General features: G+C 61.7%; 14 protein-coding genes. 12 read left to right on the top strand and 2 right to left on the bottom strand.

The genetic code is table 11. The features are described from left to right. Nucleotides 1-225 precede the first annotated feature (225 nt). Entirely contained in the window at nucleotides 226-450 is a 225-nt protein-coding gene (locus tag EFR00_RS08080) for a hypothetical protein (RefSeq protein ID WP_009995706.1), read from the top strand. A gap of 183 nt (nucleotides 451-633) precedes the next feature. On the opposite strand, the gene EFR00_RS08075 is transcribed toward EFR00_RS08080, so the two are convergent. Then, entirely contained in the window at nucleotides 634-1,680 is a 1,047-nt protein-coding gene (locus tag EFR00_RS08075) for a saccharopine dehydrogenase family protein (RefSeq protein WP_077989607.1), read from the bottom strand. A gap of 103 nt (nucleotides 1,681-1,783) precedes the next feature. On the opposite strand from EFR00_RS08075, the gene EFR00_RS08070 reads away from it, so the two are divergent. Beyond that, entirely contained in the window at nucleotides 1,784-2,380 is a 597-nt protein-coding gene (locus EFR00_RS08070) for a TetR/AcrR family transcriptional regulator (protein ID WP_040141290.1), read from the top strand. Nucleotides 2,381-2,436: 56 nt separating this feature from the next. Here the strand turns inward: EFR00_RS08070 and EFR00_RS08065 are convergent, their stop codons facing one another. Then, the gene (locus EFR00_RS08065) at nucleotides 2,437-3,309 is read right to left on the bottom strand and encodes a LysR substrate-binding domain-containing protein (protein WP_040111550.1); all 873 of its coding nucleotides are present in this window, start codon (nucleotides 3,307-3,309) and stop codon (nucleotides 2,437-2,439) included. Nucleotides 3,310-3,449: 140 nt separating this feature from the next. Here EFR00_RS08065 and EFR00_RS08060 point away from each other — a divergent pair, with 140 nt between their 5' ends. The 10 genes from EFR00_RS08060 to EFR00_RS08015 all read left to right on the top strand — a co-directional run bounded on the left by EFR00_RS08060 (nucleotide 3,450) and on the right by EFR00_RS08015 (nucleotide 13,485). After that, the gene (locus EFR00_RS08060) at nucleotides 3,450-4,211 is read left to right on the top strand and encodes an SDR family NAD(P)-dependent oxidoreductase (RefSeq protein WP_077989608.1); all 762 of its coding nucleotides are present in this window, start codon (nucleotides 3,450-3,452) and stop codon (nucleotides 4,209-4,211) included. 23 nt (nucleotides 4,212-4,234) lie between these two features. After that, the gene (locus EFR00_RS08055; RefSeq protein ID WP_077989609.1) at nucleotides 4,235-5,074 is read left to right on the top strand and encodes a transketolase; all 840 of its coding nucleotides are present in this window, start codon (nucleotides 4,235-4,237) and stop codon (nucleotides 5,072-5,074) included. Continuing rightward, a complete protein-coding gene (locus tag EFR00_RS08050; RefSeq protein WP_077989610.1) occupies nucleotides 5,071-6,108 on the top strand; it encodes a transketolase family protein in 1,038 nt (345 codons plus the stop codon). Before EFR00_RS08055 ends, EFR00_RS08050 begins: the two co-directional genes overlap by 4 nt. Nucleotides 6,109-6,167: 59 nt before the next feature. Then, nucleotides 6,168-7,175, top strand: a complete 1,008-nt coding sequence (locus EFR00_RS08045) for a TRAP transporter substrate-binding protein (protein WP_077989611.1) — start codon at nucleotides 6,168-6,170, stop codon at nucleotides 7,173-7,175. 26 nt (nucleotides 7,176-7,201) lie between these two features. After that, complete coding sequence (locus EFR00_RS08040) at nucleotides 7,202-7,732, top strand: TRAP transporter small permease (protein WP_077989612.1); 531 nt, start codon at nucleotides 7,202-7,204, stop codon at nucleotides 7,730-7,732. Beyond that, a complete protein-coding gene (locus EFR00_RS08035; RefSeq protein ID WP_077989613.1) occupies nucleotides 7,729-8,988 on the top strand; it encodes a TRAP transporter large permease subunit in 1,260 nt (419 codons plus the stop codon). Before EFR00_RS08040 ends, EFR00_RS08035 begins: the two co-directional genes overlap by 4 nt. Before the next feature lie 10 nt (nucleotides 8,989-8,998). Next, nucleotides 8,999-10,501 carry a sugar ABC transporter ATP-binding protein gene (locus EFR00_RS08030; RefSeq protein ID WP_077989614.1) on the top strand — a complete coding sequence of 501 codons (1,503 nt, stop codon included), beginning with the start codon at nucleotides 8,999-9,001 and terminating at the stop codon, nucleotides 10,499-10,501. Beyond that, a complete protein-coding gene (locus EFR00_RS08025) occupies nucleotides 10,498-11,508 on the top strand; it encodes an ABC transporter permease (protein ID WP_077989615.1) in 1,011 nt (336 codons plus the stop codon). The genes EFR00_RS08030 and EFR00_RS08025 overlap by 4 nt, the downstream gene beginning before the upstream one ends. A 40-nt stretch (nucleotides 11,509-11,548) precedes the next feature. Next, nucleotides 11,549-12,526 (top strand): substrate-binding domain-containing protein, encoded by a 978-nt coding sequence (locus EFR00_RS08020; protein ID WP_040111660.1) that lies wholly within the window; start codon nucleotides 11,549-11,551, stop codon nucleotides 12,524-12,526. A gap of 65 nt (nucleotides 12,527-12,591) precedes the next feature. Next, nucleotides 12,592-13,485: an amidohydrolase family protein gene (locus EFR00_RS08015; protein WP_077989616.1), complete on the top strand. Its 894-nt coding sequence runs from the start codon at nucleotides 12,592-12,594 to the stop codon at nucleotides 13,483-13,485. The last annotated feature ends 60 nt before the right edge of the window (nucleotides 13,486-13,545 follow it).

The raw sequence follows: 13,545 nt of genomic DNA, 5'->3' as shown, positions 1-13,545 counted from the left end.
GCAAGTCGCTTCCGCTTTCGCCAATTGTGCGGTAGCCTGTAGGTTCGTTCACATCGGGCGAAGTTTTTCGCTGCGACCCAGAGACGCCGAGGGCGGACGACGTTGCGACCGTCCAGAGTTTTCGCAACAGTTCCGTCAGCCGTGATACGGCTAAAATGCGATGTGAGCGGAACAAGCATGCCTGCAATTGGGTTTCGAACCTTAGCGTTCAAAAGGAGGAGCATTATGCCCACGGTTGCTGCGACACCCATCACGCCGCCCGACCAGCACGTCGTCACCGCACGCGAGGCCATTGAACCGCTGTATGAGAAGCTCGAACTTCAAACGGAATCGCTGGTTCTCTCCGCAGCACTGGAGGCCGGATGGTCTCCTGATGAGGCAACGAAGGCACTGGCTGCGCTCAGGCTGCAGGACGCGCTTTCCACTCTGGACGAACAGTCTGACCAGTAAGTTCGTTATGGAGTGGCGGCTCCGGTCATGGCGGCAGATCTACCTGTTTCTGCTTCTGAGGTCCCCCAATATCAGGCGGGACGGAAGTATCTTTTTGCGGCCTGAGCGCGCCACCCGCTTTTGAGCGATCTCTCGCGGAAAGCTCAGGAATTGTGAAGCAACGCCCCCGATTATGCGGAAACCTCAGGTTTCCGATGTCTCAACCAGCAGATTCGAGCCGAGCGCCTGCAGGAAACTCCCAGCATCAAAAATGGCAGCCGGTGGCTTTGCACCGGTGTCGCGGATGTCGCCCGACAGGATGCGCTGGACCGCTTCGCAGATGATCGGCGCCGTGACCGCATAGATGTCCTGTCCCTGGGCGAGAAGCCGGCGACGCAGGTCGCCTTGCGTGATGATCACTTCGACGGCGAAGCGCTGCGCCGAACGCCCGGTTTCATCGATGGCCTGGGGCGGGGGCGTTGACGGATCGCGAACATCCCGCAGGGCTGTCGTGCTGAGAAAGGTGTGCAGCTCCCTGATGCGGACGTGGCGGGCGATGAGCGGTACTTCCGAAAATGGCAGCTCGACGAATGTTTGCCGGCCGAATGGCGCCGGCAAAACGGCCGCCTTCTCCGCCGGTGGCTGTTGGACGGGCCGAAGCTCTCCGCCGCTGACGGCGAGGCGCTGTGTCCTGTTCTTCTCGCCGGTTACGCGCGTGCCTTTCGTGGGCAGCCAGCTGTCGAGCGCGACCCGGATTTCGACAGTGTCTGCATCCTGCCATTCGTCCATCAGGGCTGCCACCAGCAGATCGGCAAGACCGCCGTAAAATCCCATGGCCGGGATGACGGCTACGCCTGCTTTTCCGGCCGCAGCCCCATGCCGGTCGAACGTGGCCTGAACACTCGGCTGTTCAGCAGTTATATCGAGATAGTGGATGCCGGCGCGCAACGCGGCACGCACGACCGCGTCAGCCGTCTCGATGAACGGGCCGGCGCAGTTGATCGCCGCCGCCGCTTCGGCGAGTGCCCTGTCGAGCGCCGCGTCATCCTCTATGGCTGCTTCGCGGCATTCGACGCCACGTTCCGGAAAACCCGCTTCCGCCAATCGCCCGGCAGTCCGACCGATCGCAATCGGTTTCAACCCGCGCCGCATCAGTTCGGTGACGACAAACCGGCCGGTATGGCCGTTTGCGCCGAAAACCGCGACGGCGGTCTGGGGTGTTCTGATGATGGCGGCTTGATGCATGGTCATTGTTCTCTCCTGCGCTACAGACCTGTCTGTTTCTTACAAAACATACAGGTCTGTAGCGTGTCAACCATTTTTCTGCTAGTGTGGCTGAATTGGAGATAAGCGAATGACGAAAAGCACAGCGAACGCACCTGCCCCAGCCGTGAACGAGGTCCGGGACAGAATTCTCGAGACGGCATCGGAACTCTTCTACCGGCGCGGCGTCCGCGCCGTCGGCGTCGATTTGGTGGTGGAAAAATCTGGGGTCGCCAAAACTAGTCTCTACCGCCATTTTGGCACAAAGGACGATTTGATTGCCGCCTTTCTCAAGCGCGAGGACCTGGATTTCTGGAGCACCTGGGACCGAGTAACCGAGCGGCATGCGGATGACGCTTTGGCCGAACTCGACGCCCATTTCGAATGGATCGGCGAAAGGGTCGGACGGGACAATTACCGAGGCTGCCCGCAGATCAACACCGCTGCCGAATTTCCGGAAGCCGGTCACCCCGCCCGCAAGGTCGCCGAGGCCCATATGCGCGAAATGCGGCGGCGCCTTAAGGCCATCGCCGGGAGACTGGCGGTTGCTGCGCCCGACCGGCTTGCCGGGCAACTCGCGGTGCTGATCAACGGCGCATTTGTCAGCATGCAGGTCTTCGAACCCGGCGAGGCGACGGGTTTGCTCCGCGATGCCGCTCACGCCCTGATCGCCGCCGGCCGCAATTGATTCCCCAGAGAAATGGTTTGACGCTCAGCCTCTTTAGGGACGAACAAATATTTTTCTCAAAAGGTCTGCGACGTTAACCAGTCGGCGAACACCTTTGACAGCCGCCGTTGGCTGCCGGCCTTTGGATAGGCGAGGTAATGGCCGATGTAGCGGTTGTCGCGGCTGTTGCTGAACGGGCGGACCAGACGCCCGCTGTCCAGCTCGCGCCTTGCCAGAGTGTTGGACTCCAACGCCACTCCCAGCCCGTTCGCCGCGGCGTCGACTGCCAGAAAGCTTCTATCGAAGCTCATGGCGGGCAGCGGCGGGGGGCCGAGATTGTTGAGTTCGAACCAGTCGATCCACTGAATCCTTTTCAGGTCGCTGCGGATGAGGGGAAGACGCGCCAGGTCGCGCGGGTTTTTCAGTCGTTCAGCCATCTTTGGAGAACACAGCGGAGAAATGATCTCTTCTCCAAGCGGCACGACGATCAAATCTTCTCTGTTCGATGGTTCGCCGTAAACGATGTCGACATCGAAGAGGCCGTCCACGAAACGCGCGTAGTTTGTGCTTGCCGCCACCCGGACCTCAACCCCCTCGTTCTTGCCCAGGAAGTCTGGAAGACGTGCCGAGAGCACCTGCGCTGCGTAGCTCGGCGCGCAGTGAACCCGCAGTAGGTGGGTCTTGTTGGATGAAATCATCTCAACACCGCGACGAAGCTCTTCAAAGGCGTTGGAGGCATGGGAGAGGAGCGTCTGCCCCGCCAGAGTCAAGGTGACCTTTCGCGTGCTTCGCTCGAAGAGCGAGATGCCAAGGTCACGCTCGAGCTTTGCAATGGCGTGACTTACGGCGCTGGGCGACAGGTGCAGCTCCTCGGCTGCAGCGCGGAAAGACGCCAGCCTCGCTGCGGCTTCAAAGATGCGGACCGCGGAAAGTGAGGCCATCTGTAACATCGGATTAGTGAACCAGATTCACCCACCGTTGTAAACTTCGCGTTTGTCGAACGGCGTCAACTCGATCAGTTTCGATCCCGCAAGCCAACTGACTTGTCGAAGATTTGCCAGATGCTCGGGACGCATCGGGAGGAGATCACATGCTACTGAATGGGAAGACCGCGGTCATTTCGGGCGCGGCGAGCAGGCGCGGCATCGGCCGTGCAACGGCGCAGCTTTTCGCCGAGCATGGCGCCCGCGTCGCCGTCCTCGATATCGATGCCGACGCCGCTGAGGACGCCGCCGCGGCGCTGCCGAGCGTCAAGTCCGGCAACCATGTCGGCCTGCGCTGCGACGTCGCCGACAAGGCGTCCTGCGCCGATGCCGCATCCAAGGTGATCGCTTCGTTCGGTTCGGTAAATGCGCTCATCAACAATGCCGGCATCACTCAGCCGGTCGGCACGCTCGATATCACCGAAGCCGACTGGCAGCGGATCGTGGCGGTCAACATGACCGGCGTACTCTTCCTAAGCCAAGCCTTCATCCCCTACATGCGCGACAATGGTGGCGGATCGATTGCCTGCATGTCCTCTGTCTCGGCACAGCGTGGCGGCGGCATCTTCGGCGGGCCACATTACTCCGCAGCCAAGGCAGGTGTGCTCGGCCTCGCCAAAGCGATGGCTCGCGAATTCGGTCCAGCCGGCATTCGCGTCAACTCCGTCACGCCTGGCCTCATCCAGACAGATATCACCGGTGGCAAGCTCACCGATGAGATGCGCGCCGACATCATCAAGGGCATCCCACTGAGCCGGCTCGGAGACGCCGCCGACGTCGCGAATATCTACCTGTTCCTCGCCTCGGATCTGTCGGCCTACGTAACCGGCGCGGTCATCGACGTCAACGGCGGCATGCTGATCCACTGAGGTCCATCTGGAGAGACACCGACATGAGCCAGATCGGCCACAATATCAGCCTGACAGAGCGCGCCCGGCGCATCCGCCGTCACGCACTGCGCATGGGGGAAGTGCAGGGGCAGGGTTACATCGCCCAGGCGCTCGGCGTCGCCGACGTCCTTGCCGTATCCTACTTCCACGCCACGAACTACCGGCCGGAAGATCCGGAATGGGAAGGCCGCGACAGGTTCCTGTTGTCGATCGGCCACTATGCGATCGCGCTTTACGCAGCTCTGATCGAAGCCAAGATCATTCCCGAGGACGAGTTGGAAACCTACGGCACGGATGACAGCCGGCTGCCGATGTCCGGCATGGCCGCCTACACGCCTGGCATGGAAATCACCGGCGGATCGCTCGGACACGGACTTGGGATCGCGGTCGGCATGGCCTTGGCGCTGAAGCGGAAGAAGTCCTCTTCCTTTGTTTATAATCTGTTTTCCGACGGCGAACTTGACGAGGGTTCCACTTGGGAGGCCGCGATGTCGGCTGGCTCCTACAAGCTCGACAATCTGATCGGCATCGTCGACGTCAATCAGATGCAGGCCGACGGGCCCTCGATCGGCGTCCTCAATTTCGAACCGCTCGGCCCCAAATTCGAGGCCTTCGGCTGGTTCGTCCAGCGGGTCGACGGCAACGATCTCGATGCGCTCGTAAAGGCGTTCGACGCAGCTCGTCACCACGCCGAGGCGAAGCCTCGCATCATCATCTGCGACACGAAAATGGCGAAGGGAGTGCCCTTCCTGGAGGCACGCGATCGAAACCACTTCCTGCGCGTGGAACCCCACGAATGGGCCGAGGCCCTCAGAATCATCGATGCGGGAGCGGAAGCATGAGGCGTTCGAAGTACATCCGGCCTGCGCATCTTGAAAGCGGCATCGACAAGCCCCGGCTCACGACTTCGGCGATGATCGCATCGATAGCCGGTCCCGATCAGCCGACGAGACCGGCACCCTTCGGCAACGCGCTTGCCGCCCTGGCGCGGAAGGACGAGCGTGTTGTCGGCATGTCCGCCGACCTTGCGAAATACACCGACCTTCATGTGTTCCGCGCTGCCCATCCCGACCGCTTCTACCAAATGGGCATGGCGGAACAGCTGCTGATGATGTCGGCGGCGGGCATGGCGCGCGAAGGCTTTCAGCCTTGGGTGACGACATACGCCGTCTTCGCGTCCCGGCGGGCCTACGACTTCATTTGCCTGGCGATTGCCGAGGAGATGCTTGATGTGAAGATCGTCTGCGCCCTTCCGGGCCTGACGACGGGATATGGGCCGAGCCACCAGGCGACTGAGGATCTCGCAATGTTCCGCGGCATGCCGAACCTGACGATCGTCGATCCGTGCGACGCCAGCGAGATTGAGCAGGCGGTTCCGGCGATCGCCGCTCATAAGGGGCCGGTCTACATGCGCCTGCTGCGCGGCAACGTTCCACTGGTCCTGGACGAATACGGCTACAAGTTCGAACTCGGCAAGGCCAAGCTCCTTCGGGATGGCAAGGACACGCTCATCATCTCGTCGGGCCTGATGACGATGCGCGCGCTCGAGGCTGCCGCACAGCTTCGATACGACGGCGTCGACGCTGCCGTCCTGCACGTCCCGACCATAAAGCCGCTCGATGAGGCGACGATCGTCGCCGAGTGCCGCAAAGGTGGGCGGCTGGTGGTCGTGGCGGAGAACCACACTCTCATTGGCGGCCTTGGAGAGGCAGTCGCCGGCACGCTGTTGCGTGCCGGCGTCGCACCGCCGGCCTTCCGCCAGATCGGCCTACCCGACCAGTTCCTGGAGGCGGGCGCCTTGCCAACGCTCCATGACCAATACGGCCTGTCGACCCTCAAGGTGACGGAGGCGGTCAAGGCCTGGCTCTCGACCTGACGACGTCGGCCGGTTGAGGAGACGCCGGCCGTTTAAACAAGCTTGTGATGGAGGATGAAATGAGCTTGCAGATGAACAGAAGATTTTTCCTGGCGACCGCCACTGCTGCGCTTGCGGCCCCGGCAATCGTGCTTTCAAGCCGATCCGCCAGCGCTGCCGCCACGACCCTGACGCTCGGCCATGGCGCCGCTCCCGGCAATCCCAGAACCGTGGCCGCGGATAAGTTCGCGGAACTCGTCAAAGAGAAGACCGAAGGTCGTATCCAGATCAACGTCGCAGGCGCCGAGACGCTTGGCAGCGACTCCGCGATGCTCACCAGTCTCAGGACAGGCGCGCTGGATTTCACCGCCAACAGCCAGGGCGCAACTTCGGCGATCGTACCGGAACTCAGCGCGCTCGGCCTGCCGTTCCTGTTCGAAAACACCGACAAGGCCGTCGCTGTCCTGAACGGTCCGGTGGGCGCCGAGCTCAACCGCCGCTTCGAAGCGGTCGGAGTCGTACCGCTCGACTGGTGGGACAACGGCATCCGGCACCTGACGAACTCGAAGCGGAAGGTGACTTCGCCTGCTGAGCTGGCGGGCATGAAAATCAGGACGCCGGCCGATCCGATGACCATCGATATCTTCCAGGCATTGGGAGCAGGCACTGAACAAATCGCCTTCGGCGAGCTCTACATCGCCCTGCAGCAGGGCGTTGTCGACGGGCAGGAGAATCCGCTCGCCAATATCGAAAGCTCGAAACTTCACGAGGTCAACAAATACATCAGCCTGACCGCCCACAAATGGGAATCCACACCGTTCCTGATGTCGAAGATCGCTGAGGCCCGCTTGGGGTCTGATTTAGAGGCGGTCAAGGCCGCGGCAAAGGAGGCGGGTGCTCTGCAGCGGAAGCTCTCGAGCGAGAAGGCCGCTGAAGTGCTCGAGAACTTCAAGAAGAACTCCGCCGTCGAGGTGGTGGACGTCGACCACGACGCTTTCGTCAAGGCAACCGCGTCCGTCGCGGACACCTGGAAGAAGAAGCCTTTCGGCGATTTTGTCACCCAGGTGGAAGCGGCTGCGAGGGGCTGAGGCTCCTCTCACGATCCGGAGGCCCCATGAGCAGGTTTTATTCAGCCGTCGATCTGGTCGCCGGTATCATCGTCTTATTCGCCCGTTTGGTGATCATCGTCAGCGGCATCGCGCTGACGGTGGTCACCACGGCCAACGTCGTGGCTCGATACGTTTCGGCGAGCGGGGGACTGTCGTTCGCCCAGGAGCTGCCGATGCTGATGTTCCCTTGGTTCATCATCGCGGGGATCATCATCGCGGCCCATGCGGGTGGGCACATGGCCGTCGAATGGCTCTACGAAAAGCTCGACGGCAGTGCTCGGACGTCGGCCCTGATCGTCGCGAACGCGATCAGCGTCGTCGCATTTCTGGTGCTGGCATACCAGGCGACCATGGTGGCCGAGATCGCCGGGGCTGAGCGCAGCCCCGTTCTGCAGCTTCCGAACAGCATCGGCTACTACTCGCTGTCGATCGGCGCGGTGCTGGTGTCCATCGTCACCATCGCCGCGACCGTCCGCGTTCTCCGCCTGGGCTGGGATCACCGCCTCGAGATCAAGCCCGAGGAGATCGCGCTATGACACTCGTCATGATCATTTCCTTCTGCATCCTCATGGTCCTCGCCGTTCCCGTCGGCTATGGGCTGATCATTGCAGCGGGGCTTGGAGTCCTGTTCAACGGTTACGTTCCGCTCTCGGTGGTCGCCCAGCAGGTCTACGACCAGACCCAGTCCTTCCCGATGCTGGCGCTTCCGTTCTTCATGCTTGCAGGCACGCTGATGCTTGGCGGCGAGTTGGGGCGTCAGCTCCTTGAACTCGCCTCGCGCGCGATGCAGCGGTGGCGGGGCGGGCCGCTCTCGACCACGGTCGTATCCTCGGTCGTGTTCGGCGGCGTATCCGGCTCGGCGGTGGCGAATGCGAGCGCGCTCGGCTCCGTTCTCATCCCCTGGCAGAAGAAGCACGGGTTTCCGCCGGCGCTCTGCGCCGCCAACAACGCGACCTCCGCTGTCATCGACGTCCTCATCCCGCCTTCGATTCCGATGATCCTTTACGCTCTGATCAGCGGCGTCAGCGTTGGCGACCTGTTCATCTCCGGCATTGTTCCGGGGCTGATCATGGCGGCGAGCTTCGTGTTCGTCTGCTGGTACGTGTCAGTAAGGCGAGGGTATGCCATTGCGGCCGTGAAGGTCCGCAAGCGCGAACTGGCGCGGCTGGCAGTGCAAAGTTTCCCGGCAATCCTGCTGCCGATCCTGATCATCGTCTTTCTGCGATCCGGCCTGGCGACGCCGACAGAGGTCTCGGTCCTGTCGGTCGTCTACTCGCTGCTGCTCAGCATCCTCTTCTACCGTGACCTGACCTGGAAACGCTTCTGCGAGAACATGGTGGAGGCGGGCGTCGCGACGGGCGTCGTCATGCTCGTGATCATGGGCAGCGCGGCGGTCGGCTGGGTGCTGACATTCGATCAGGCTCCGCAGCACATGGCCGAATGGGTTTCGACGCACATCTCCAGTCCGATCGTCATCATTCTGATGATGAACCTGATCATGCTGGTGGTCGGCATGCCGCTCGATATGCCGCCGGCGATCCTCCTGCTCGGGCCGATCTTCGTTCCTCTGGCCGATTCCATCGGTCTCGACCGGGTCCAGCTTGGACTGATGATGGTGATCAACCTCGGGATCGGGCTTTACACGCCGCCGATCGGCACGACCCTGTTCATCTCGTCGTCGATCGCAAAGGCGCCGCTGGGAACGACGACCAACGAACTATGGCCGTATTTCGGCATGGCCATGCTCCTCCTCCTCGCAGTCAGCTTCGTGCCCGCGCTGACGATCTACTGAGGAGCGTTCGATGAGTGAAACGTCGAAGAACATCATCACCGTCCGAGGACTTACAAAGTCCTACGGTGCAACCTCGGTCCTCAAAGGCGTCGACTTCTCCGTTGCGCGAGGGGAGGTTCATGCGTTGCTTGGCGGCAACGGGGCCGGCAAGTCGACGATGATCAAGATCATCACGGGCGCGGCCGCGCGCAACGATGGAGAGATCCGCTTCTTCGACAGCGAGGGCAGCGAACGGAGCGAAGCCGAGGGCAGGGCGAAGGTCGCGGTCGTGCACCAGGAACTTGCGCTCCTGCCGCATCTGACTGTCGCCGAAAACATTATCCTGCCGCATCACCGGAGAGGTGCGGCCGTGTTTCGGCGTACGACCGCAGCGGGACAGGCCTACGACGCGCTGCGGATGATCGATCAGGACTTTGCCGCCAGGTCCTTACACAGCCTGGTTGGGAGCCTCAGCCTCCACGAAGCTCAGATGGTTGAAATCGCCAGGGCTCTTTCATCGGGTGCGGAATTGATCCTCCTCGACGAGCCGACTGCCAATCTCACAGCTCTAGAGACAGAGAGGCTGTTTGCGGTCCTGAGGCGGCTGACCCGGGATACCGGTCTGTCGGTCGTGTTCGTCTCGCACCGAATGAAGGAGATCAGGCAGATCGCCAATGTCTGCACGATCATCCGCGACGGCCGCACAGTGGTCGACCGCCAGCCGATGGAAGAGCTGACGGACGCCGGCATCATCGAAAGGATGGGGCAGGTGGCAGCCTCTCATGCACCGCAACGGGCGCCGCGGCCCGACTACCGGTCGGACGCCTCCGCTGCGACGGACACTATTGCCATCGAGGAGGCAGGTTTCAGACTGGAACTGCTGCCGGGCACCGTGCTCGGCGTGGCCGGCGCACCGGCTGGACCGGCGGCACTGATCGAAGCGCTGACAGGCGCCGCCCGGAAGAAGCGATGGACGGTTGCGCGTGCGGGATGGCCGGACCAGCTCCGATCGCCGCGCAAAGCCGCCCGCCTGGGAGCGGGATATGTGACCGGCGATCGGGCACACAAGGGCGTCCTCCACAGTCTTCCGATCATCGATAACGTGATGGCGTCTCGCCGTGTGACCAGAGGCGCGCTCCTCGCCGGCGGCTCTGAAGGGGGCGAATGCCTCGATCTGCTGAAGGCCTTGAAGGTGAAGGCCGGTTCCGTCTGGGATCTGCCGAGCACGCTGAGCGGTGGCACCCAGCAGAAGCTGCTGCTTGCCCGCTGGCTGGGCGTGCCCTCCCGGCTGCTGGTCCTCGAGGAGCCGACCAGAGGCGTCGATATCGGAACCAAGCGTGAGATCTATCAACTCATCAGACAGATGGCCGCGTCCGGGACAGTGATCATCTGGTGGTCCACCGAAAATGTCGAACTGCTGGAAGTCTGCGACCGCGTCATTGCCTTCGACACCGAGGGACGGTGTGCCGGCGTGCTGGACCGCGATGACTTCAGTGAAGAGAAACTTGTTACCTTGACTGGAATGGCCGCATGACTGGGACCAGGGCACACATCGCGCCGACTAAGGCGCCGGCAAAACAAATCAGACAGAGAGAAAGCCTTTTTAGCGCCTACAGGACCGAGATTGCGATCGCTCTGGCCATCGTGCTGCTGGCCCTTGCGGTCGGCTCGCAGGTTCCCCAGGCGCTCACCTGGGGCAACTTCGCCAATATCACGCAGGCCGGTGCGCCTCTTATCATCATGTCGCTGGGCGTCCTGCTCGTCGTTATCACCGGCGGTATCGACCTATCCGTCGGCTCGGTCTTCTCCTTGACCGGCATGGTGACCGCGCAGGCGATGGCAAATGGATTTGGCGGAATCTCGGCAAGCCTGATCGGTCTCGTCGTCGGACTTGTTTTCGGATCGATCAACGGCTTCCTCGTCACGATCGCCGGCCTGGCGCCGTTCGTCGTAACCCTCATCACCTTTGCCGTTGCCGGCTCGCTCGCTTTCATCGTTACCAACGGGCGCTCGATGCCGATTGGCGATCCGGACTTCTGGCTCCTCAACAGCGGCAGCCTGATACCGGGCGTTCCAAATTACATCCTCTTCTGCGTGATCCTCCTGATCGCGATCGAGCTGTTCCTGAAGAAGATGGTGGCGGGCCGCTGGTTCTATGCCGTCGGCAGCAGTTCGACGGCAGCCTATCTGCTCGGCATCCCGGTCAAGCGCACGAAATTCATGGCCTATGTCGCGTCTTCGTTGCTCGCGTCGTTCTCCGGCCTCCTGACGATCTCCTACATTCTCAACGCGGAATCCACGGCGGGATCAAGCCTGATGCTCCAGGCCATAGCGGCGGTCGTAATCGGCGGTGCAAGCCTGCTCGGCGGCACGGGCACCGCGGTCGGCGCGGTACTGGGGGCTCTGATGATCACCGTCATCCAGAACGGCGTCAATCTCATCGGCATCAACAGCTTCTGGCAGGGGTCGGTCACCGGCGCCGCCATTCTCATCGCGGTCCTCATCGACCGCTTCAGCAAGTCGCGGCGGGGGGCCGTTTGACATCAACCCGGCAAAGCCGGTCTTTGGAGGAGGAATGAAAATGAAAAGCACGAAACACGCAGTGAGGTTGATTGCCGGCGTTGCAATGGTGGCCCTTTCACTTTCGGCTGCCGCCCAAGCTGAGGAAAAGAAGACCGTGGCGTACCTGGCGCCGTCGCTTGACATCTCCTACTGGCAGTGGGTCGGCTACGGCGTGAAGGAGAAGGCCAAGGAACTCGGCATGGACTATGTCGAGTACACGTCGGAAAATTCGCCGGCCAAGCAGATGGACAATGCCCGCACCGCCGTGACCAAGGGCGTCGATGCGATCGTGATCGGCCCCGTGAGCTCGACGAGCACGCCGCCGCTTCTCGCCTACTTGAAATCGCAAAACATCCCGATCGCGTTCGCCGGCATCGGCCCGCAGCCCGGCCAGACCGACTACACGTCGTCGGTTACGGCAAACAATTACGAGACCGGCAAGGCGCAGGGCGAATTCGTCTGCAAGCTTGCCAAGGACCGCGGCGGCAACCAGGTCGGCATGCTCTCATTGCCGCAGGATCGCGAGAATGCCCAGAAATATCTGAAGGGGGCGGAAGAGGCGTTCAAGGCGAGCGGCTGCGATCTGGCGCAGATGCTGGAGACCAGGGGGCTTACCGTCAACGAGGCGGTCACGCAGGCCAATGACATGCTCACCGCCCATCCTGATATCAAGGCCATTTACGGCATGTATGATGAGGCCGGGACAGGTGCCGCGAAAGTGCTTCAAACCCGCGGTCTTACCGGCAAGGTCGGCATTGCGGTTGCAGACGGCAGCCCGACGACGATCTCGCTGCTGAAGTCGAACGCGATCCAGGGCATCTTCTTCCAGGAGGCGGTCGGACAAGGAATCGACGGGACTCAGCAGGTGTTCAACGCGCTTTCCGGTGCGCCGGTCAAGAAAGACCTCGCTCTCGTGATGCCGCTGGTGACGGCCGATAAGGTCGACGCGCCGGAAGCGAAGGCCGTCATCGCACGGGTGTTCCCGCCCGCCAACTAAGGTGGTTCGGACGCCGGCTGTTCTGGCCGGCGTCCTTTTCGGCAATCTCTTGAAGGGCCGCAGGCATGAAAGACCTCCCGATCATCGATCCGCATTTTCATCTGTGGGATCTCGACAACAACTATTATCCGTGGCTGTCGGACGGCGTGAAACCGTCTGCCTTCGGCGACTATACCGCCATCAACAAGACCTACCTCATCGACGACTTTCTGGCCGACGCCAAAAATCAGAACCTCGTAAAGGCAGTCCATCTTGACGTTGGATACGATCCTGAGGATCCGGCCGGTGAGACGCGGTGGCTGCAGGGCGTGGCCGACAAGCATGGTTTTCCTCACGGCATCGTCGGATATGCGGACCTCCGCAAGCCCGACGTCGCCGATCTGCTCGACGAGCACATGTCGTACGCGAACTTCCGCGGCATCCGGCAGTCGATGAACTATCACCAGGATCCCGCCAAGACCTATCTTACCGAAGCTGGCGTTAGCCGCACGCCGGAATGGCGCAGGGGCTTCAAGGAACTTGCCCGACGGGATCTCAGTTTCGACCTTCAGCTCTACTACTGGCAGATGGAAGAATTTCTCGATCTCGCCCGCGATTTTCCCGACGTGCAGATCATCCTGAACCACACAGGCATGCAGGTTGACGGCCCAAGCCATTTCGAGGGGTGGCGAAGTGGGATGCGCATGCTTGCGCAGGCACCCAATGTGGCCTGCAAAATCTCAGGCCTCGGAATGGGCGACTGGACCTGGACGGTCGAAAGCATCAGACCCTATGTGGAGGAGGCGCTTGCAACGTTCGGTGTCGAGAGGTGCATGTTCGCTTCGAACTTCCCGGTCGACAAGCTGTTCGGCAGCTACGACAAGATCATGGACGCTTTCAAGGTGATCACGGCGAACTATACCGGCGACGAGCAGCTTGCCCTTTTTCATCATAACGCCGCTCGCCTATACCGGATTTGATGCAGGTGTATGAGAATGGGGAGCGGCCATAGATAGGGGTCGATGGTTTCCGACATTCGT

The organism is Rhizobium sophoriradicis, from assembly GCF_003939025.1.
Classification (GTDB): domain Bacteria; phylum Pseudomonadota; class Alphaproteobacteria; order Rhizobiales; family Rhizobiaceae; genus Rhizobium; species Rhizobium sophoriradicis.
The sequence above is the reverse complement of the archived record's forward strand: the minus strand, read 5'-3'. Positions and strand labels throughout refer to the sequence as shown.

What these genes read in the sequence shown, in the direction of transcription:
- EFR00_RS08080 (WP_009995706.1), top strand. Translation starts at nt 226, where the DNA reads ATGCCCACGGTTGCTGCGACACCCATCACGCCGCCCGACCAGCACGTC.
- EFR00_RS08075 (WP_077989607.1), bottom strand. Translation starts at nt 1,680, where the DNA reads ATGACCATGCATCAAGCCGCCATCATCAGAACACCCCAGACCGCCGTC.
- EFR00_RS08070 (WP_040141290.1), top strand. Translation starts at nt 1,784, where the DNA reads ATGACGAAAAGCACAGCGAACGCACCTGCCCCAGCCGTGAACGAGGTC.
- EFR00_RS08065 (WP_040111550.1), bottom strand. Translation starts at nt 3,309, where the DNA reads ATGTTACAGATGGCCTCACTTTCCGCGGTCCGCATCTTTGAAGCCGCA.
- EFR00_RS08060 (WP_077989608.1), top strand. Translation starts at nt 3,450, where the DNA reads ATGCTACTGAATGGGAAGACCGCGGTCATTTCGGGCGCGGCGAGCAGG.
- EFR00_RS08055 (WP_077989609.1), top strand. Translation starts at nt 4,235, where the DNA reads ATGAGCCAGATCGGCCACAATATCAGCCTGACAGAGCGCGCCCGGCGC.
- EFR00_RS08050 (WP_077989610.1), top strand. Translation starts at nt 5,071, where the DNA reads ATGAGGCGTTCGAAGTACATCCGGCCTGCGCATCTTGAAAGCGGCATC.
- EFR00_RS08045 (WP_077989611.1), top strand. Translation starts at nt 6,168, where the DNA reads ATGAGCTTGCAGATGAACAGAAGATTTTTCCTGGCGACCGCCACTGCT.
- EFR00_RS08040 (WP_077989612.1), top strand. Translation starts at nt 7,202, where the DNA reads ATGAGCAGGTTTTATTCAGCCGTCGATCTGGTCGCCGGTATCATCGTC.
- EFR00_RS08035 (WP_077989613.1), top strand. Translation starts at nt 7,729, where the DNA reads ATGACACTCGTCATGATCATTTCCTTCTGCATCCTCATGGTCCTCGCC.
- EFR00_RS08030 (WP_077989614.1), top strand. Translation starts at nt 8,999, where the DNA reads ATGAGTGAAACGTCGAAGAACATCATCACCGTCCGAGGACTTACAAAG.
- EFR00_RS08025 (WP_077989615.1), top strand. Translation starts at nt 10,498, where the DNA reads ATGACTGGGACCAGGGCACACATCGCGCCGACTAAGGCGCCGGCAAAA.
- EFR00_RS08020 (WP_040111660.1), top strand. Translation starts at nt 11,549, where the DNA reads ATGAAAAGCACGAAACACGCAGTGAGGTTGATTGCCGGCGTTGCAATG.
- EFR00_RS08015 (WP_077989616.1), top strand. Translation starts at nt 12,592, where the DNA reads ATGAAAGACCTCCCGATCATCGATCCGCATTTTCATCTGTGGGATCTC.